Annotated in this window: 19 protein-coding genes; 6 read left to right on the top strand and 13 right to left on the bottom strand. The window is 36.8% G+C overall.

The window, feature by feature from the left end:
• Nucleotides 1-12: 12 nt before the first annotated feature.
• Nucleotides 13-717 (bottom strand): helix-turn-helix transcriptional regulator, encoded by a 705-nt coding sequence (locus AABJ44_RS00095; protein WP_338369830.1) that lies wholly within the window; start codon nt 715-717, stop codon nt 13-15.
• A gap of 194 nt (nt 718-911) precedes the next feature.
• Here AABJ44_RS00095 and AABJ44_RS00090 point away from each other — a divergent pair, with 194 nt between their 5' ends.
• The 5 genes from AABJ44_RS00090 (at nt 912) to AABJ44_RS00070 (ending at nt 6,664) form a co-directional block, all read left to right on the top strand.
• Nucleotides 912-1,910: a DUF3781 domain-containing protein gene (locus tag AABJ44_RS00090; protein WP_338369829.1), complete on the top strand. Its 999-nt coding sequence runs from the start codon at nt 912-914 to the stop codon at nt 1,908-1,910.
• Entirely contained in the window at nt 1,911-2,459 is a 549-nt protein-coding gene (locus tag AABJ44_RS00085) for a ClbS/DfsB family four-helix bundle protein (protein ID WP_338369826.1), read from the top strand.
• Nucleotides 2,460-2,534: 75 nt separating this feature from the next.
• Nucleotides 2,535-3,419 carry an SPL family radical SAM protein gene (locus AABJ44_RS00080; RefSeq protein ID WP_338369824.1) on the top strand — a complete coding sequence of 295 codons (885 nt, stop codon included), beginning with the start codon at nt 2,535-2,537 and terminating at the stop codon, nt 3,417-3,419.
• 53 nt (nt 3,420-3,472) lie between these two features.
• On the top strand, nt 3,473-5,173 hold the full coding sequence (locus AABJ44_RS00075) for a phospholipase D-like domain-containing protein (RefSeq protein WP_338369823.1): 1,701 nt from the start codon (nt 3,473-3,475) through the stop codon (nt 5,171-5,173).
• A 93-nt stretch (nt 5,174-5,266) separates the two neighbouring features.
• On the top strand, nt 5,267-6,664 hold the full coding sequence (locus AABJ44_RS00070; RefSeq protein WP_338369821.1) for a sodium-dependent transporter: 1,398 nt from the start codon (nt 5,267-5,269) through the stop codon (nt 6,662-6,664).
• A gap of 133 nt (nt 6,665-6,797) precedes the next feature.
• Here the strand turns inward: AABJ44_RS00070 and AABJ44_RS00065 are convergent, their stop codons facing one another.
• Entirely contained in the window at nt 6,798-9,650 is a 2,853-nt protein-coding gene (locus AABJ44_RS00065) for a M16 family metallopeptidase (RefSeq protein ID WP_338369819.1), read from the bottom strand.
• Nucleotides 9,651-9,865: 215 nt separating this feature from the next.
• On the opposite strand from AABJ44_RS00065, the gene metF reads away from it, so the two are divergent.
• A complete protein-coding gene (gene metF / locus AABJ44_RS00060) occupies nt 9,866-10,744 on the top strand; it encodes a methylenetetrahydrofolate reductase [NAD(P)H] (RefSeq protein WP_338369817.1) in 879 nt (292 codons plus the stop codon).
• A 118-nt stretch (nt 10,745-10,862) separates the two neighbouring features.
• On the opposite strand, the gene AABJ44_RS00055 is transcribed toward metF, so the two are convergent.
• The 11 genes from AABJ44_RS00055 to dnaA all read right to left on the bottom strand — a co-directional run bounded on the left by AABJ44_RS00055 (nt 10,863) and on the right by dnaA (nt 20,596).
• Nucleotides 10,863-11,903, bottom strand: a complete 1,041-nt coding sequence (locus AABJ44_RS00055; protein WP_338369815.1) for a peptidylprolyl isomerase — start codon at nt 11,901-11,903, stop codon at nt 10,863-10,865.
• 11 nt (nt 11,904-11,914) lie between these two features.
• Complete coding sequence (locus AABJ44_RS00050) at nt 11,915-12,727, bottom strand: DUF6675 family protein (protein WP_074644083.1); 813 nt, start codon at nt 12,725-12,727, stop codon at nt 11,915-11,917.
• Nucleotides 12,727-13,428, bottom strand: a complete 702-nt coding sequence (jag, locus tag AABJ44_RS00045; protein ID WP_338369814.1) for an RNA-binding cell elongation regulator Jag/EloR — start codon at nt 13,426-13,428, stop codon at nt 12,727-12,729. Before jag ends, AABJ44_RS00050 begins: the two co-directional genes overlap by 1 nt.
• A gap of 38 nt (nt 13,429-13,466) precedes the next feature.
• Nucleotides 13,467-15,284 (bottom strand): membrane protein insertase YidC, encoded by a 1,818-nt coding sequence (gene yidC / locus AABJ44_RS00040; RefSeq protein WP_338369813.1) that lies wholly within the window; start codon nt 15,282-15,284, stop codon nt 13,467-13,469.
• Nucleotides 15,285-15,305: 21 nt separating this feature from the next.
• Nucleotides 15,306-15,563, bottom strand: coding sequence for a membrane protein insertion efficiency factor YidD (yidD, locus tag AABJ44_RS00035; protein ID WP_083379839.1), 258 nt, complete (start codon nt 15,561-15,563; stop codon nt 15,306-15,308).
• A gap of 4 nt (nt 15,564-15,567) precedes the next feature.
• On the bottom strand, nt 15,568-15,930 hold the full coding sequence (rnpA, locus tag AABJ44_RS00030; RefSeq protein ID WP_074644090.1) for a ribonuclease P protein component: 363 nt from the start codon (nt 15,928-15,930) through the stop codon (nt 15,568-15,570).
• Nucleotides 15,931-15,941: 11 nt separating this feature from the next.
• A complete protein-coding gene (gene rpmH / locus AABJ44_RS00025; protein ID WP_022932870.1) occupies nt 15,942-16,097 on the bottom strand; it encodes a 50S ribosomal protein L34 in 156 nt (51 codons plus the stop codon).
• A gap of 73 nt (nt 16,098-16,170) precedes the next feature.
• Complete coding sequence (locus tag AABJ44_RS00020; RefSeq protein ID WP_338369810.1) at nt 16,171-16,719, bottom strand: DciA family protein; 549 nt, start codon at nt 16,717-16,719, stop codon at nt 16,171-16,173.
• The gene (gene recF, locus AABJ44_RS00015) at nt 16,712-17,812 is read right to left on the bottom strand and encodes a DNA replication/repair protein RecF (RefSeq protein ID WP_338369808.1); all 1,101 of its coding nucleotides are present in this window, start codon (nt 17,810-17,812) and stop codon (nt 16,712-16,714) included. Before recF ends, AABJ44_RS00020 begins: the two co-directional genes overlap by 8 nt.
• Nucleotide 17,813: 1 nt before the next feature.
• Nucleotides 17,814-18,935, bottom strand: coding sequence for a DNA polymerase III subunit beta (gene dnaN, locus AABJ44_RS00010; RefSeq protein WP_338369807.1), 1,122 nt, complete (start codon nt 18,933-18,935; stop codon nt 17,814-17,816).
• 230 nt (nt 18,936-19,165) lie between these two features.
• A complete protein-coding gene (gene dnaA, locus AABJ44_RS00005) occupies nt 19,166-20,596 on the bottom strand; it encodes a chromosomal replication initiator protein DnaA (RefSeq protein ID WP_338369806.1) in 1,431 nt (476 codons plus the stop codon).
• Nucleotides 20,597-20,657 lie beyond the last annotated feature (61 nt).

Here is a 20,657-nt window from a genome sequence, read left to right as displayed (position 1 = left end):
CAGGGTAAACCCTTAGTCGTTTTGAAGACGTGAGAAAAGTTCCAGCCTGTTTTTTACTCCAACTTTTCTGTAAATATTTGCAAGGTGAGTTTCTATTGTTTTTTCACTGACAAAAAGTGTTTCTGCAAGTTCTTTGTTTGACTTACCATGTAAAAGGGCAACAATGATTTCCTGCTCTCTTTTTGTAATTCCAAAATCTTTTATGAATTCTTCTTTCAAAGTTTTTTCTGTTTTTGAAATTGGAGACAAAAAATAGAAATGATAGAAAACATGATAAACTAAAAGAGAAATTGAAATTATAAAAATGAACGGAGCACTATGAAGTACAAAAGAAAGAATTAAATTCAATATCGCAAGAAAAAGAATTATCCATTTTTCTTTTCTGAAAACTCCAGTATCAATTCGCTTAAAAAAGCTGATGCTGATGACCAATGAAAAACCTGTTGGTATCCATAATCCGATTAAGTTTAAGATAAAAGCGGGTTTTGAAAAGTTAGTCAAAAAAATCAGAATAAAAGAAAATACAAAAACAATTATTGAATATGATAAAACAAATTTTCGGATAGAGGCTGAACTGCTTATCTGAATCAGATCAAATGTAAAATTGACAATGCCATAAGAAAAGAATAATGAAAGGAATGCACCAAAAATACAGATAGGAATTCGTTCAACAAGCGGACTGTGAATTACAGCATACAGGTTGTTTGTACTTATCATAAAAAAAGAAAAAAGTATTAAAAGGACATGAAGGAAAAAATTCTTTTTATATCTGAAAAAAAATAAAAGTGATATCAACACAGCAGCAAAAGAAAATATACAGGCTGCAAAAAGAATTATTTCTTCCAAAAAGTACTCCTTAAATAATAGTATAGCATATCACAAATGAAAAAAATAATATTTTTAAATATGACATGCCATTGTCATATTTAAGATCCTATAATAAAAACATGATCAACGCAGATAATTGCCCATTATTATCGAATCTCAACAAGATTTACACTACTCCTATGGGATCAGAACGTATCAGAAAAAATCTTTCTCTGGGTGAAAGTATTACTGATGTTGTGGATTTTTGCAAAAAGAAGATTTCATCCCCAGATTGCAAAATCACTCGCCAAGGCAAGAACTGGTACTGTGAAATTGATGGAATATACATCACAGTAAATGCATACAGCTATACTATTATCACTGCTCATACAACAGCAGTTAAATATCCGCGCAGCAGTCGGTTGTTGAGTTTGTCGAAACACGAAACCACCATCACAAAGCGCCCTTCTTTCACCGCCATCAAATCCTATGAAGATTTTTCTAAATATTACTGGTACCGCGAAGAGCTCCAGACTATCTGCAAATCATTGAATATCGATGCCTCAGGTATGAAAGCAGAACTCAACCACAACATAGAAGAATACTTTAAAGGCAATTTCATTCCACCAAAAAAATCAAACACTTTCAGCCCCTCAGTTACCAAACACCATACTTCCCCAAAGGCTGCCACTTCCATCATCACTCTCACCCCACAAACCAGCCTCATAGAATGCGGTTTCTGCTTCAACCAGCGTTTCCGCGATTTTTTCTCTCAACAGACTGGAATCGATAATTTCAAATTCAACGTCGATATGGTAGCCACCGTTCGTAAAGTAAAGGAAACCAACGATATCTCTTTCACTCTCGGTGACCTCCTCAACATTTTTTACGGCACTAAAACTTACGCAAAATACGACAAAGTCTCTCTACAATGGAACAAGTTCGTTCACGACTTCTGCACTGACCCAGCCACTACTCACTTTAAAAATAAACTCAAAACCGCTTCAATCCTCTGGAAAAAAGTTCGTACTTCTACCAGAGAAAAAATATACACTACTGAACTTCTTGAAGAGTTCAGTGATATAATAAACAAGGAGAACTAAATGCCAAGACCAAAAACTAAAGACGACCTGCTTACAGCAGCAAAAGAAAACTATGACAAACTTATCAAGCTCATCGACGGAATGTCTGAAAAAGAACTTAATACACCATTTGATTTTTCAGGCGAACCAAGCAAAAGAGAAGCTCACTGGAGCCGCGACAAAAATGTCCGCGATGTACTCATTCACCTTTATGAATGGCATCAGCTTATGCTCAAGTTTCCGAAAAACAATAAAGACATTACTGACAAAAAATCAGCTATTGCCTTCCTCCCATCAGAATATTCGTGGAAAACTTATGGCGCAATGAATGTAATGTTCTGGAATAATCATCAGAAAACAAGTCTGGAAGAAGCTAGAAAGTTGCTCGATAAAAGCCACGCCGATGTAATAAATCTGATAGAGAGTTATTCAAACGAAGAACTTTTTATCCCAAAGTATTTTGCATGGACAGGAAACGCAGCGCTTGGAGATTATTGTGTCAGCACAACCTCAAGCCACTACGACTGGGCTATAAAAAAAATCAAAGCTCATATTAAGAATTGTAAATAATCAAACTTATATTTTTTTCAAAAGAGATTTTTAATATGACATCACCTTGTCATATTTTCATGCTATAATACAAACATGCACTTCGTGAACGCAAAAACAATTCTTACTCCTCACAGTATGAACATCTATCGTGGTTGTTCCCACGGTTGCATCTATTGTGATTCACGAAGTAAATGTTATCAGTTCACTCATGATTTTGAAGACATAGAAGTAAAACAAAACGCACCCGAGCTTCTCGAAGCCGCTCTCAAAAAAAAGCGAAAGCGCTGCATGATAGGTACCGGCTCTATGTGCGATCCTTACATCCCTTTAGAAAAAGAACTCCAGCTTACACGCCGCTGCCTCGAAATCATAGACCATTATAATTTCGGTGCAACACTTATTACTAAATCAGATCTTGTACTTCGTGACCTCGATATTCTTACTCACATAAATCAAAAAACAAAGGCTGTAGTTCAAATGACACTCACCACCGCAGACGACACTCTCTGTAAAAAAATTGAACCCAATGTCTGTCCAACAAGCCGACGCTTCGAAGTACTTCAGGCCTTTCACAAAGCCGGCATTCCAACCGTTGTCTGGTTCAGCCCGTTTCTCCCATTCATAAACGACACAAAAGAAAATATCGAAGGCATTGTAGACCTTTGTGCCCGGGCCGGAGTTCACGCAATCATCTGCTTTGGAATTGGGCTCACTTTGCGAGAAGGTAATCGCGAATATTTTTATGCCGCCTTGGACCGTAATTTTCCATCACTTTCTGCTGATCAGATTTCTCTCAAGCAACGCTACATAAAAACTTTCGGTTACAATTACATGGTAAACAGTCCGAACAGTCACGCCCTTATGTCTTATCTCTCACAACTCTGTAAACGCAACAACATCATGCTAGGTACTGATTCTGTTTTCAAATGGATTGAAGAGTTTCCAGACAACGACCCTCTTCAACCAGAATTATTTTAATTACAAACGTATGAATGACAAAATTGACTAATCAGTTTATTATTTAATTGATTATGAAAAAGCATTCTAAAAAATCAAATTATGAAATCATCAAAGACAAAAAGCGTTTCAAAATTTTTCATAAGAACGTTTACAGCCGTCTCATAATCAACTTCCTGTTCATCGCCATTCAAATCTTCCTTCTGGCCTTTTTCATTTTCCGACTCGAAAAATACCTCGAAGTCTATTTTGGAATTTCCCTCACCCTCACAGCCGGCTTCATGATTTTCATAATAAACAAAAAAGGACGCAACGAGTTCAAGCTCGCCTGGATCGTTCCGATGATCTTCGTCCCACTGTTCAGCATCGCCGCATACCTTATGTATCATACAAATCGTGGCTCACATCGACACTCAAAAAGACTCGCCTTGCTTCGTGAACAAACCGAAATCTTACTTCCGGCAAACATACCTTCTTCACTCAGAGAACAGAAAGAATTGATACGCGAGTTCTCCAAAAATCGATCTGCAGATTTAATCTACTACCTCACAAATAATTTTTTCTTTCCTTACAAGAACTGCAATACAACTTATTATCCAAATGGCGAAACTTTTTTTCCAGCCTTGATAGAAGAAATTGAAAACGCACAGAAATTTATCTTCCTTGAATTTTTCATTATCGATGTAGACAGTTCCTGGAACGAGATTTTAAGCGCACTTCAGGAGCGCCAGAAAAATAGAGTTGAAATCCGAATCCTCTGCGACGGCCTCGGATCCCCCGTAGCTTCTACTTCGTTCTATCAGAAGTATCTTAAATCTAAAGGCTTTGATTCGAGGGTATTCCTCCCAATCATTCCGATTGTTTCAACACACCTCAATAACCGTGACCACCGTAAAATCGTAATCATCGACGGAAAGACAGCCTTTACCGGCGGTCTTAATCTTGCCAACGAATATTTCAATCGTGGTAAAAACCGCTTTCCATACTGGAAAGACAATGCTGTTAAAATACAGGGAATCGCTGTTCACACCTTCATGCAGCTTTTCCTGCAGAACTGGAATCTTTATTCCAAAACTCCTGAAGATTTTTCTCCATATCTCACGGCCCTCAGTGCACAACTAGATCTCGACCCTCAGCAGTCACCCAGTGCATCACAAGACTTCAACTCTCAGCAAATCCCCGGTACACAACAAGAACTCGCCCCTAAACAAGCCCTCCCCGCACACCCCGGCATCACCATCCCTTACGGCGACGACTTTTTCAACAACAAAGACATTGCAGAAAACATTTATTTCTACATCATAAATAATGCAAAAAAATATCTGAACATCACAACTCCTTATATCCTCATAGATAACCTGTTACAGGAAGCCCTGTTCTTTGCCGCAGCCCGCGGAGTCGAAGTTTCTATCATCGTGCCATCAGTTCCAGATCATCTTCTCACATTCTGCATTGGAAAAACATATCTGGAATCTTTTGTTGATAACGGAATAAAAGTTTATCTCTACAATAAAGGTTTTATCCATTCTAAAATGTTCATCGCTGACGACCATATCGCAACCATTGGTTCAGTGAATCTCGACTACAGAAGCCTCTATCATCATTTCGAAAATGGAGTTGTCTTTTTAGATTCACCAGTGGTACACGATGCAAAAGCAGATTTTGATGAAACCCTCAAAGACTGTACTCACATGCAGAAAGGCGATTACAAAAAGATTCCTCTTTATCAGAGAGCACTCGGCCGCCTCTTCCGCATCTTCGCACCACTATTTTAAGACTTCCTTCAATAACAATCTCTTCTAATGACGCAAAGCCCTCTTTTATGTTAAAATGCTTTCCGTAAAAAAAATTTTTTTAGAGGTTTATTTATGGAAACTCAAACAAAACAGCGCAACTCATTTATTGGTTCAATCGGGTTCGTTCTCGCTGCAGCAGGTAGTGCCGTAGGTCTCGGAAACATCTGGCGCTTCCCATATCTCGCAGCAAAAGATGGCGGTGGACTTTTTCTCGTAGTTTACCTTGCCCTCGCTCTTACATTCGGTTTTGCTCTTCTCATCACAGAAGTAGCAATTGGTAGAAAGACTCAGGAAAGTCCTCTTACTGCTTATTCAAAAATCAGCAAGAAATGGGGTTTCCTCGGAATCTTCTCTTTCGTCGTACCTTTCATCATCTATCCTTACTACTGTGTAATCGGTGGATGGGTAATGAAGTACATGTTCAGCTACCTCGCTTTCCAGGGCCAGGTTGCAGTTGCAGACGGATTCTTCACAGGCTTTATCACATCACAGTGGCAGCCTATTTTCTATACAGTTCTTTTTGCAGTTCTCTGTTTCATTATTGTTTACAAAGGTGTTGAGCACGGAATCGAAAAATATTCAAAAATCCTTATGCCAATTCTTGTTGTAATTGTAATCTTCATTGCAATCTACTCACTTTTCATCAGCCACACAGACGAAGCTGGCGTAACACGTACAGGTCTCCAGGGTGCTGCAGTTTACTTCATTCCAAACTTTGAAGGACTCACATTCAAGGGTTTCCTTACAGTTTGTCTTGATGCAATGGGACAGCTTTTCTACTCACTCTCAATTGCTATGGGTATTATGATTGCTTACGGTTCATACATGAAGAAAGATGTAAACCTCGGTAAATCTGTAAACCAGATCGAAATCTTCGATACAGGTATCGCTCTTCTCGCTGGTATGATGATTATCCCAGCCGTATTTGCATTCTCTGGAAAAGAAGGTATGTCTGCAGGTCCAGGACTTATGTTCATAACACTTCCAAAAGTATTCAACTCTCTTGGTAAGTTCGGTGAGTTCATCGGTCTCATCTTCTTCGTAATGGTAATGTTCGCAGCCCTCACTTCTGCTGTATCAATTCTCGAAGCAATCACATCTTCTATGATGGATAAGTTCAAGTGGAGCCGCAAGAAATCTACTCTCGTTATGGCAGCAAGCACATTTGTTGTTTCAATCATCGTTTGTCTCGGATACAACGTATTCTACTTCGACCTCAAACTTCCGAACGGTAGTGTTGGTCAGATTCTCGATATCCTCGACTACGCAAGTAACAACGTTCTCATGCCAATCATTGGTCTTCTTACTTGTATCCTTATCGGTTGGGTTGCTAAGCCAAAAACAACAATCGATGAGATTACCCTCAATGGTGAAAAGTTCGGTCGTAAGACTCTCTACGTTGTAATGATTAAGTTCGTTGCACCAATCCTTCTTTTCATCATCCTCTTGAAGGGAATCGGTATTCTTTAATTTTTGAAGGGGAAAGACTTCCCCTCACTCCAAATAAGAAGGCTGCAGTGGTAAACCACCGCAGCCTTTTTATTTTACGCTACCCCTTCTCCTAAGGGGGTCACCCCCTTAAAATCCCCTGGCAGCCTTCTTTTTATTTCTCTGGCTTCAAATATCCAGTAACAATTCTGTTAGTATCCAGATACTTATTAGCAGCTTCAACAAGTGCTTCCTTTGTAATCCACTCATTTACACGACCTGTATCATTTGTATACCATAATGGTTCATAAGTAAACAAAATCTCACTACCAATTCTGTTCAACCACCAGTAGTTATTTCTAACCGAAGTTTCAATAGTTCTGGTATAAGTTTCTTTCAACTTTTGAATCAGCTCATCAGAAATGTTACCACTCTGAATATCCTTTATAGTTTCAATTACAACTGCCTGAAGCTCTTCTTCTCTTGAAGGTTCACAACCAAAATCAATATAAACCTTATAGAAGCGCTCTGGCCAGCCATCAATAAATCCGCCTGTACTTACACCATAAGAACCACCCTTATCTTCACGAATAACCTCGCGCAAACGAATATCGAGTACAGATGCAAGCTGATCAATTATCTTGCCTTCTTTATAGCTGACTTCTAAATCTTTACATTCTGGCAATTCACCACCAAAGCACATGTAAACTTCACCCTTCTGATCGATTCCTTTTTTAACAGTTGTTGTCTTACTTGTTTCTGGGAATGGGAAGTATACATATTTTGTTTCTTCTTTTACATCATTTGTTTTTAGAGTTCCAAGATAGTATGCACACAAATCTACAAACTTCTTCTCATCAAAATCACCAACAAATACAAAAGTAAAATCTGCAGGATTTCCAAAACGTTCACGATAAACACGCTCTGCAATTTCAGGATTCATTTTATTGATGTAATCCATATTCCATGGAGCAAAATATAAGTTGTTACCGTAAAGCATTTCGTTAATCTTATCATTGAAAACTCTTGAAGGCTGTGCACCATAGTTTTCTGCAACCTGCTTATACTGATTTATAAGAGTTGTCCAACCCTCTTCAGTGAACTGAGGTTTATCAAATGCAATGTTAATATACTGCAAGGTTTCTTCAATATTTGACTTGTTTGCATTTCCATAAAAACATTCTTCTGTATTATTAATTTCAAAACCGATATTCAGATTTAATGGAACTGCAATTTTCTTTATCTGACTCAAAGTTTTTCCATTAAAACCAGAATACAAAGCATATTCCCTGGCAATCTTTGCAGAAGGAATTTCTTCTTCCTTCAGCTGATAATATCCACCCTTGCTTCCACCATAAACTACAATTGAGTCCTTCTGGAAATCAGTTTTTTTAGTAATGATTTTTACACCGTTTTCAAAAGTATACTGAGTTCCGCCAAGTTCCTTGATTGCTTTTTTCTCAGTAACCTTAGCTTTTTTTGACGGCTTATCCATCAGCTTATTATCGCCTGTATCATCCACATAAGCTTCTTTTGCTGATTCACTTTCATAATTATTCCAGATATCAAGAATTTCCTTTTCAGAAGGTGCATTCATTGACTCAGGAACAAGAACAAGCATCAAAGTTCCACGATTTTCAAATGCTTCTTTTGCAACTTCAAGAATTTCCTCAGCAGTAATCTGATTTGTAATTTCTGTATCTAATTTGAAAGCATCTTCATCAGATAAATAAATACGTCCACTTACAATATGACTTACAATACTGCCTGCAAAATTTGCTGAAGGATGTTTATCCTTATTAGCATAGTTCTGCTGGAAACTCTGCAACATAGACTGCTTTGCTCTATTAAGCTCTGCTTCAGTAATTCCATGAAGCATAAAACGTTCATATTCATCTAAGAATGCTTTAAAAGCCTGTTCAAAGCGGTCTGTTTTAGGAAACAGCTGCATTACATAAATAGGATTGTTATTTGCAAAACCTGTTGATCCAACACCTGCACCAAGCCATTCTGCAGAAGGCTGATTTGAAATCTCCTGACAACGCATATTCAATACGCTTGCAGCAATATTTAGTGCATATTCTTTTCTGAGCTGCTCTACTGTTGTTACAGGAGAGTTATCCTTTGCCTGCTGATAGATTTCAACCTGCAAAATGTTCAACTCTTTATCGCGCATTATTTCAATTTTTTTCTTAGACTGCAAAGGAACTTTAAATTCTGGTGATTTAATCTTCTTCTCTGAAGCAGGAATTGTACCCATCACTTCTTTAATCGCTTTTTCAAGAACATCTGATTTTGCATCACCTACTGCAACTACAGACATAAGTTCCGGTCTATACCATTTCTTATAAAAATCTTTAATACGATCGTAAGAAGCATTTTTAACTACATCCATGCTTCCAATTGGTAATCTTCCTTCAAATCTTGAATCCTTGAAAATAAGTGGAATTAACTTATCTGTAACACGTCCATTAAGACCCTGATTTCTAAGACGCCATTCTTCAACAATTACACCACGTTCCTTATCGATTTCTTCCGGATTAAAAGAAACAGCACTAGCCCAGTCATGAAGTACCATAAGACTTGTTTTTAATATCTCCGGGTCATCAGCTGGAAGCTCAAGCATATAAACAGTTTCTTCAAAACTAGTATATGCATTTACTTCTGGTCCAAACTGCATACCAATAGATTCAAAATAATCAACGATTGCAGACTTTTCAAAATGCTCAGTTCCATTAAAACACATATGTTCTACAAAATGAGCAACACCTTTCTGATCGTCTTCCTCCATGCACGAACCAGCTTTTACAACCAGTCTAAGCTGGATACGATTTTTTGGTTCTCCATTTTCACGAATAAAATATGACATTCCATTGTCAAGTTTTCCCTGCTTAATTGCAGAGTCCATAACCAGTTGTTTTCCATTACCAGAAGCAACTTTTGATGATGAACATCCGGTTACAAAAAGTAATGAAGTAACAAAAACAGCTGCAAAAAAAGATACAATACCTTTGTTTAATAACTTCATTTTATCCCCCTAGGAAATTTACAACTATCATACTGATAGTTTTGTGTTTTTTTCTTAGACAAATTATAATATAATTGTCATAAGTAATATAACATTTTATACATTTAAATCATTCAAAATAACTAAAGTTACCTAAGATTTATGACAAATGTCATAGCTTTGAGTGATTTTATTTGTCTTTACCACATATTCGTTTCTTTATATAATAACAAAATATGACTAAAACAATATTTTCATTCGAAGTATTTCCTCCTAAAAAGACCATGCCAATCGATACTATTTTTTCTACTCTCGATGAGTTAAAAGGTCTTTCTCCAGATTTTATTTCCGTAACCTTTGGAGCCGGTGGAAGCGAAAACTGCAATAATTCTGTAGAAATTGCAAAGCATATTAAAAACGTTTGCGGTGTTCAATCTGTAATCCATATGCCTTGTTTAAATATGACACGTCAGGATGCTCAGTATGTACTGGAACAGTTTCAGAATGCTGGAATAGAAAACATTCTTGCACTTCGTGGAGACCGTGTTGAAGGTAAAGAACCTGCAAATGATTTCCATCACGCAAGTGATCTTATTCAATTTATACAGGAATTTGATTCAAAAAGAACTGACGGAAAACAATTCAAGATTTTTGGTGCCTGTTATCCTGAACTTCATCCACAGTCAAAAAATGTTTATGATGATATTGATTACCTGAAAAAGAAGGTTGATGCCGGTGCCACTCACCTGCTTTCACAGCTTTTCTTTGATAATGCACAGTTCTACCGCTTCCTGGAACGCTGTCAGATTAAAGGAATAAATGTGCCTATTGAAGCTGGTATTATGCCGGCTACAAATAAAAAATCAATTGAGCGAATGGTCAGTATGACAAACGCCGTGCTTCCTAAAAAGTTTACTGATATGATGGACCGCTATGCCGACCATCCGGAAGCTATCCGTGACGCTGGTATTGCCTATGCTATTGATCAGATAATTGATCTTGTTACTCACGGTGTTCAAGGTATTCACCTTTACACAATGAATAACCCTCTTGTAGCACGCAAAATTTACGAAGCTACAAAAAGCCTTTTCGACGTTTCGCCGATTTTAAAATAAAAAAACCGGCTCATATTAATGAGTCGGCTCGCATAGTCTCGCCTCTGAGGCATTCTTTCGTAGAACCTAAACCGACCCGCTTTCGCAGCTCGGTTTTTAACGGTTCTGCTATCTTCGCCTACTTTACAAGCTTAACATCAAAGCAGATATATGAATCACCTGGGATTCCAGCCTGTGGAACACCATAGCTTCCATAAGCGAGCTCAGGTGGAATTACCATCTTTCTTGTTTCACCGTATTTCATTTCCTGAACCATTTCATCAAAACCAGGAATCATCTGTCCACCAGCTGTTGTGAATTCGATTGGTTCATGTCCCTGTGGATGGAATTCTTTAGAAGCATCAAAAAGCTGTCCACTTGGAAGATATCCTTTGTACTCAACAGTTACTTTCTTTCCTTTTCCACAAACAGCACCGCTGCCCTGTTTAAGAATCTGGTAGTAAATACCGCTCTTAGACTTTTCACAGCCTTCGATTACCTTAGCAATTGTTTTCTTTGCAAGTTCTTCTTTGAAAGTAGCAGCTTTTTTAGCACCTGCAGCTTTAAGCTCATCAAAGCTCTTCTGAGTTACTTTGAATGCTTCTGCGTCTTTACCCTGGCGAACAATTGTAAGAGACTTAATGGTGTCTCCCTGAGCAACTGTATCTACAACATTCTGTCCCTCAAGAACTTCACCAAAAATTGTGTGCTTGTAGTTAAGCCAGTCTGTTGGAACGTGTGTAATAAAGAACTGGCTTCCGTTTGTATTAACACCAGAGTTTGCCATAGCAAGCTTACCAGGCTTATCAAATACATATCCTTCAACAAATTCATCAGCAAACTTATATCCAGGACCACCAGTACCATTACCCTGTGGATCACCACCCTGAATCATAAAATCAGAAATTACACGGTGGAATTTCAAACCATCATAGAATGGCTTTCCCTTTGCTGCATCCAGAGTTCCCTCTGCAAGACCAACAAAGTTTGCAACTGTCATTGGAGTTTCTTTATAAAAAAGATTAAGAATGATAGTTCCCTTTTCTGTTTCAAGAACGGCAAATACGCCTTCTTTTCCTTTCAATGCTTCCATGTTTTTCCCCTTAGTACCTGCGGCTGTGCAAGAAGATAATGCAAAAATTGCCAGCAGACCTGCAATAATAGTTTTTTTAAGTTTCATTTTATTACCTCTTAGAATTGAGTTTTAAACCATTCATAAACAGCATTCATTCTGGCAAGCATGGACTTTGTAATCTGTCCCTTAATGCCAGGTAATTTCAGACTGTCTGTATCGGTACACAGATATAAAAGTATATCGTCACCACAATCTATTACCAGAATATTGATAATCATTTTTCCCGGATGGATTGGTCTAAATGGTCCAATTCCCATTTTGTCAAGAATTGTAAAATTACACCACAAAGAATCTTCATTCTGATGATAAGTAAGTCTGTAAGTGTTTACACCAAAACTGCTGTCATCCTGAAGACAATAAGAAATCTGGCCATCTGCATTACCTGTATTCTGATCAGGAACTTTAGTTTTATCATCAGCTCCTGCAATCATATAGCATTTTTTGAACAGAACCATTTCTTTATTTCTTGTAGTTGAATAATATTTCAATCCTTCCATTGTAGAAAGTGAACGAACTACTTTAGAAATATCATCAATAGTTATTGATGTTTTGCCTGAATTTCCCTGCTTAAGAAGGTCTGCTTTTTTAATAAGATGAAGACCTTCGTAAGTGTATGGAAAATTTCCAGGCTCTTTTTTGATCATCGTTCTGAATAAACCTTCACTATAAACAGATTTAGGAAGAAGCTTAAATTCTTCTAAACCATCGTAACGATAATCTGCAATGCTGCCTTCTTTAACCAGCTGCTCATAAAGCTGTGCACTGACCATTCCTTTTACTTTGGCGTTTTCATCGGCAAATACTGTACCGGTGAAAACTGCACCTGCTAAAAGCATCAGGCCCATCTTTTTAATCAAATTAAATCCCATTAACGAATTCCTTTGTAAAGAACGCGAACCTGTTTGAATACGCCCTCTCCTTCACTCTTTGTTTCAACATCAGGAATGTCATTCAAAGTTGTGTGAATAAGACGTCTCTCAAACGGATTCATTGGTTCAAGCAGAATAGAATTGTGTGACTGACGAACTTTATCTGCTGTAGTATATGCGAGGCGAACAAGTGTTTCCTCACGACGGATTCTGTAGTTTTCTGTATCAAGAATTACGCGAACTTCTTCGTGACCAAGACGGCCAGCGTAGATGTTTGCAAGAAGCTGAAGAGCATCGAGGTTCTTTCCCTTGCGTCCAATAAGGATTGAAGAGTAAGATGAATCAAGACGAATTCCAAGCTTCTTTTCTTCACGATAAGAAACCTCAACTTTCACATCATAACCCATTTTTTCAACAACAGTTTTGATGAATTCAATGAGTTTCTGCTCAAATTCTCCCTGTGGAAGTGGATCTGCAACAAGGCGTGAATGCTTTTCTTCTGAAGCTTCATTTCCCCAGTTTGAACCATTATCATTATCATCAAGAGTATGAACTCTGATTTTTACATAACCTTTTTTAAAAATTGAGTTTTTCTGTGTTTCAAGAATTTCTACATCGAACTGATCTCTTTCAAGACCAAGCTCATTTACTGCCATTTCGATAGCTTCTTTTTCAGTTTTTCCTTCAAACTCGTAAGTCATTTTATTTATCTCCTAGATTGACCGCGTAGCGGCCATTATTATTTTTTCTTTCCTTTAGCTTTTGGTGGAAGAACTTTCTGCTCTTTTGCCTTAAAGCCTGCATCTTTTTCTGCTCTTTTTTCCTTCATCATCTTATTGATGATAAGCTGCTGGAAAATCTGAAGAACATTACTGGTAAGCCAGTAAAGAAGCAATCCAGATGGAGCATTGTAGAACAGGAAGAAGAACATTAACGGCATACCGTACATCATGAACTTCATTGTAGCCTGACTCTGACCTGGAGCTGCTGTTTGACCATTCTGAGTTATCTTACCAGATAACAACTGAGTAGCCACATAGATTACAGGTAAAAGACGTAATTGGTTACCAATTAACGGAATATTGAAGTTAAAAGTCTTTACAACATCACCTGTAGAAAGGTCTGGAATCCAGCCTGGAATAAACATAGCACCACGGAATTCGAAGTAGTTGTTAAAGAGGTTATACATAGCAAAAAGAATCAGGAACTGGAAAACCATTGGGAGACATCCGCTTGCAGGATTATATCCTGCCTGCTGATAAAGCTTTGAAGTTTCCTGCTGAAGTTTCTGCTGATCGTTCTTATATTTATCCTGGAGAGCCTTAAGTTTAGGCTGAAGATCCTGCATCTTAAGAGTACCCAAAGACTGCTTCTTAGAAAGCGGGAACATAATTACCTTAAGGATAAGTGTCATTATGATGATTGAAACACCCCAGTTATGGAAAAGCTTATTCAACATCTCAAGAACTACCTTAAGAATCTTTTCGAGCCAGTTGAGCCAGCCGCTTGTCTGCAATGCCTGGCTGATCTTTTTACCACCAATGTTCCAGCCGTTATTTTCTGCAATATTATAGCGCTTAAGATCCTTGTCATTACGAGGACCAAAGTACATATAGTAAGTATCAGAAATATCTGAACCACTGAATGATGAACGCTCAATAAATGCCTGAGCATTAGCATAATTATTAATTTCTACATTAGAAGAATACCAGTTAGTTTTTACTGTTTCCGGAGCATTAGGAATCATAAGTTCAATGAAGTATTTTCCTGCAATACCGCTCCAGATCATATCTTTATCGTATTCTTTGAACTGACCGTTGCTAAGCATAATCTTCTTATATTTATTTCCGTTATATGAAATAAATTCACGGCGTTCATAACGATTCTGTTTTGGATTAAAGTGTGGACCAATCTGTGGAGAAGTTCTGATTGTGTAAGCAGTTCCTCCAAGATCAATTCCAGTAGAATCAGCTGTATGAATAAGAACATCAAGCTTGAAAACATATTCACCATCCATAAAGGTATAAACCTTACGCATAGTTGTTTTCTTGCCGTTTACATTAAGTGTCTTTGTAAAAGTGATTTTATTACCATCTGTTTCTGCATTGAAAATGTCATCAATAATTTTTGAATCAGCCTTTCCAAATGCAATTGCACATGTTCTGTTCTTGCTGTTGATGTTATCAGAAAGCTGTACAAAATCATCAGTATCCATATCTTTATGATCAAGAAGTTTATAACTGATGATGTCTCCACCCTTATTAGTGAAAACAGCTTCTACTTTATCTGTTCTGATAGTATATTTCTGTTCAACAAGAACTTCTTCTGCTTCAGCATCATCAGAGAAATCATTTTCGCTTTCTGCTAATTCGCTGAGTTCTGTTGACTCAAGAGAAAACTCCTGAGGCTCCGCAGTTTCTTCTGTCTGTATCTGAGCATTTGCCTGGTTTCCTAAGCCCATCATATTAAGGCCAGGGAAAAATTTAGGCAAAATCAGATAAGAAGCAATAATAACAAGTGTTGAAAGAACAATTGCCCATATAGTGTTTTTATCCATTTTTTTGCATTCCTCTTAAGTTTAAGGCACAGGATCGTAACCGCCTTCGTGAAATGGATTGCATTTGAGAACTCGTTTAATCGAGAGAAAAAGGCCCTTACCCGGACCGTATTTTTTTATTGCTTCAAGAGCATATGCAGAACAAGTGGGAGTAAATCTGCAGTTTTTCCCAAGCAATGGCGAAATACAAATTTGATAAGCACGAATTAAAAAACAGAAAAGTTTTGTGAAAAATTTACTTATGGCTCCGCCTAAAATGACGGCCAGTTTTTTCAACATAGCCTTATTCCTGAATTAATCCTGCCTTTTGACACAATAAACGAATTTGATCACATCGCGAGTGGAACGAATCATTTCCGGGATATATTAAGAATAGCATATCATATCCGGTGTTCAGATGTGATTTTAGTAATCGATAGACTTCACGGCTGTACCTTTTTGATAAGTTCCTTTCGACCGCGTTACCGTAGCCGCGCATCAAAGGAAAACCGACACGATTCATTCCAAGATTGTTTTCTAAATAGAAAAGCTTAGCACCCGGAATACTTATCTTTTTTCCGTCTTTAAACAGCTTTTTAAAATCAGCGGGATTCTTTATCCGCTCTTCACGTTTAAAAAATCCCGTTTTTATCAAGTCTGTTTCCATCCCTTAAAAAATTAGTACTTCTTCTTTTCGTCAGAAACTGAGAGCTTTGCGCGACCCTTAGCACGTCTTCTAGCAAGTACCTTGCGTCCGCCCTTTGTTGCCATACGAGCTCTGAATCCAAATTTTCTGTTGCGCTTTACTTTACTTGGTTGATATGTTCTTTTCATGGAACGTACTCCTTATATATAATAATTTAAATTTCTAAAAAAAGAATTCAAAAATAGTAATAAAATATATCATTTATTCTTGCGATAGGTCAAGCATGCTATTCCGTATACTGTCAAATTTAGCTAGAAGCTCTGGAGGCAGTTTATTTTCCCTTTTTTCGGTATTTTCACTGCCTTTATCGTATTTTTTCAATTCCTTTTCCTGCTTTTCTAATTTGGCAGCCATTTCTTTTCTTTCTTTAGCAAGCTGATTTTCATAACTCTCGCTGAGACTAACCTTCTCACCAGACACACGAAAAGCCAGTGAACTGATTTTAAGTTTCGGCAGATTCATCTTAAGCCCATTGATAATAAATTTCTGATACATCTTCAGATATTGAATCCAGCCTGGATGATCTGTTTCAACTAAAAGAACACCGTTCTTCAAATCGATGACACGTGTATTTCCAGCAAGGCGTTCTCCAATTGGCATACGTCTTTCGCTAACTTCAGATTCGTATTTACTTGAATGAATACCGGACACAACTTTTTTCCAGACACTGCAAATTTCGTTGGCCTCGGAGGTTCCAATATTTGCAGCCTGCAGCATCATGTCGGCGGCGGAAATTATTATATTATTCATACCATTCACCTTGTCTTATTTTATACACTTTAGTTGTGTCATGCATATACCGTTCATAAGGTTCGCCCGGTAAAAATGTACAGAAGAGCTGATCATAATCGGGAAGCATTGCTGTTAGTTTTGCTCTTTTGTCAGGATCGAGTTCCAGGAGAACGTCGTCCATTAAGAGTACCGGCCGAAGGCCGGTCGCGCGGGTATAATAAATTGATTGTGCAACTCTCAATAAAAGTGAAATTAAACGACACTGTCCTGTTGATGCAGTCGGTATAAAAAGATGATGATCTTTTACAAAATCAATGCGGTCGCGGTGCGGGCCGGAAAGTGTTGTTTCAAGATTCTTATCTCGCTCACGGTTAGTTAAAAGCAAATTTAAAATATCCTGAGAAGCAGGAAAAATTTTCTGGCCTTCTGCATCAAGCTCTTTCCATGACGGATGATAATTTATTGAGAGCCCCTCAATGCCTGTTATCTCTTCAAAGACTTTTCCAAAAATCTGATTAAAAAGAAAAATTGCCTTTTTACGTTTTTCCTGAATCACAAGTCCGTACTGAACGAGCTGACTGTCCAAAACATCAAGCACATCATACTGATGATTTTTTAAAATTAAATTTCGGCTCTTTAAAACTTTTTTGTAATTTCGTAAATCATCAATGTAAGTTGAATCATAAAGTGTAAGTGACTGATCAATAAAAAATCTGCGGGCTTCTGGTTCGCCAGTTGCAAACCTCAAATCATCATGGCAAAAAAGAATGCATGGAATTGTATTGATAAGTTCTTTTCTGTCCTGAATTTTTTTTCCGTTTTTTTCTATTCGTTTTTTGTTGTTCTCAAAAATTACAGAGACACGCTGAATATCTCCTTCATCTTTTTTGAACATTGAATTAACGCTGAAATCTTTTTCACCTTTTTTTACAATCTGTGAATCAACGTGAGTTCGAAAAGAAATTCCGTAAGACGCATAATAAAGCGACTCCAGAATATTACTCTTGCCCTGCCCGTTTTCACCGACAAAATAGACCTCTCTGTTCGAAAGGTCTATTTTATCATTTTTAAGATTTCGGAAATTATAAAATGTTTGATAAAGAAACGGCATCCTAGTAATTCATCGGCATGATTACGTGGATGTAATCTCCGCCAGTTTCGCTGCGCATAATTACAGCCTTAGTAATATTTGCATCGCCGTCAACGTCATTGATATTGAAATCAAAAACAACATTTTCTGAATCAATAACTTTGAGCGGTTCTGTTACATAAGTAAAGTTCAATGCCATAGAAATATCCTGGCCATCATAGCGGCAAGGAATCTCTTCATCTGCAGTACCAATATCTGACTCTGGAGAAATCAGCTTAAGTACACCAGAAGAAATCTTGAAAATAATTCTGCTTACTTTTTTATCAACCATGATTGTTGTACGTTTAAGAGCTGCATCGAGATCAGCCTTATTAACCATGAATGACATTGTAAGATTTTCTGGAATTACCTTTTGGTAGTTAGGGAACTGACCTTCGATAAGTACAGAAGAGAATTCAAGATTTCCAAATTTTACAAAGATAGATTTATCAACTACAGCAACCTGAATGTTTCCTTCATCCGGAGCATTCTTCAAAATACAAGAAAGAATTTTTGTAGGAATAATTGCCGGCTGAAAATCAGGAATACTGAAGCCTGTTTTGTTATCACAAGAAAGACGACGACCATCAGTTGCAACCATTGTAAGTGTCTCACCATTTTTGATGAAGTAAACACCAGTCATGAAATAACGGTTGCGGTCATCAGAAACAGCAAAGATTGTTTCCTTAATCATCTCTTTGAAATCCTTTGCAGGAAGTTCAAAGAATGGAACATTGTCGCTTGTACCAGACTCAGGGAACTTATCGCTTGCCTGACTCTTAAGCTGGAATTTAACTTTTTTAGAAATTGGTTTAATTGTAACTCCAATATCTTCCTGAATGAATTCAATTTCGCCAGAAGGTAAAGAAGAAAGAATACTCATAAACTTGTCGCAGAAAATTGTTGTGCGGCCTTCTTCCTGAATATCAACAGGAATTACAGTTGTAAACTTTACTGTTGAATCAGTTGCTTTAATTGTAAGTGAATTATTTTCTGCTATGATTAAAATATTAGAAAGAATAGAAACAGGACTTTTATTTGTAATAATTTCCTGTGCAATTGAAATTTCTTTAATCATTGCGTCTCTGTCGAATGTGAATTTCATTTCTTTATCTCCTTTTACACATTATTTATTATTTATTAAATTTTTTAAATTTAGTAATAGTAATAATAAGGGCTGTGAATACTGTGGAAAACACATTTAATTCTTTATATTTCAAAGATTTAAATTGTTAATAAATCGGATGACTTAATTAACTTTTTGTCCACATATCCACATTTTAATTAATATTTGTCAATTTATCCACTTTAAAGCGGCAATTTATCAACAAATTTTTACTTTTTATACTCCTTAATTTCTCTTATATAAAGTTGGATTTTAGATTCCAGTGTTGAATCAATTTTGATCTGTTCAGCAATCTTTTTATATGCAGTCATAATTGTAGAATGATCTTTACCGCCAAATTCATTGCCTAATTCAGTATAAGCAATTTCAGTAAGTTCACGGGCAATATAAATAGCAATCTGGCGAGGAACTACGTATTTTTTATCACGCTTTTTACTCTTTAAATCTGCAACAGAAATCTGATAGTTTTCTGCAATAACTTTCTGAATAATATCAAGCGAAATATTTTCTGTAGAATTAGAACTGATAATATCGCGAAGCTGATTTTTTACGATATCAATGTTTAATTTTTTACCAATCAGTTCTTCATAACCAAGAACTTTATCAAGAGCAGATTCCAACTCACGAACGTTAGTTTCTACATTTCTTGCAATAAAATCTATAATTTCAGGTTCAAGAACTCTATTCTGAAGTTCAATTTTTTTCTGAAGAATTGCATAACGGGTTTCATAGTTAGGCGGCTGAAGATCAATACACATACCGCTTGAAATACGGCTTACAAGTCTTTCGGCCATAGTTTTGATTTCACGGATTGGACGGTCGCATGTAAAAACCATCTGAGCTTTTTTCTGTGAAAGAGCATCAAAAGTTAAATACAATTCTTCCTGAGTTGATTCCTTTCCCTGAAGAAAGTGAATATCATCAAGTAAAAGAACATCAAGATTTCTGTACTTATTCTTAAAAGCTTTTTCAGTTTTTTCTTTAAGAGAAAGAATAAATTCATTTGTAAAGCTTTCTGCAGATACGTAGCAGATCTTTAATTTTTCAGTATTATTGTTGTTAATATAGTTTCCGATTGCCTGCATAAGGTGAGTCTTTCCAAGACCTGATCCACCATAAAAAAGAATCGGATTATATTTTCTTCCAGGTTCATTGGCTACAGCTATAGCAGCATTATATGCAAATCTACTGTTATCACCTGGAATAAAAGTATCAAAAGTATATTCTTCATCAAGCAGCTGATGTTTTTTAAAGCCTGTTTTTTTTGTTTCATTTGATTCTGAAGGCTTATTTTCTTTAACTGATTTTTCTTCTGCAGTATTTAATTCTGATGTATCTGATTTTTTAGATTCTTTTGCTTCTGAATTTTCCTCTTTAATTACAACAACGTTCAGTTTAATTTCATCCTGACCTGTAATTTCCTTGAGTTTTTTAAGAACGATATCAAAATTTCCCTTTCTCTGCATTGACTGCTGAAGGAATGTAGATGCAACAGACACAGTGATAGTATCAATAGTGTCTTCTACGTAGTTCATATTGAACCAGAGTTTAAATTCATCTCCTTTATTTTGCGATTTATATAAATCATGGAGTACTTTCATCGTGTACTCCCAAGCCTCTTTATAATTATTTTCTGACATTCTTTTATTATCCTAGAGTTAGAAGATTTCTTCAAGTATTTTATAATTTTTCTCAAACTAA

This window comes from Treponema bryantii (genome assembly GCF_036492245.1).
GTDB classification, from domain to species: domain Bacteria; phylum Spirochaetota; class Spirochaetia; order Treponematales; family Treponemataceae; genus Treponema_D; species Treponema_D bryantii_C.
The sequence above is the reverse complement of the archived record's forward strand: the minus strand, read 5'-3'. Positions and strand labels throughout refer to the sequence as shown.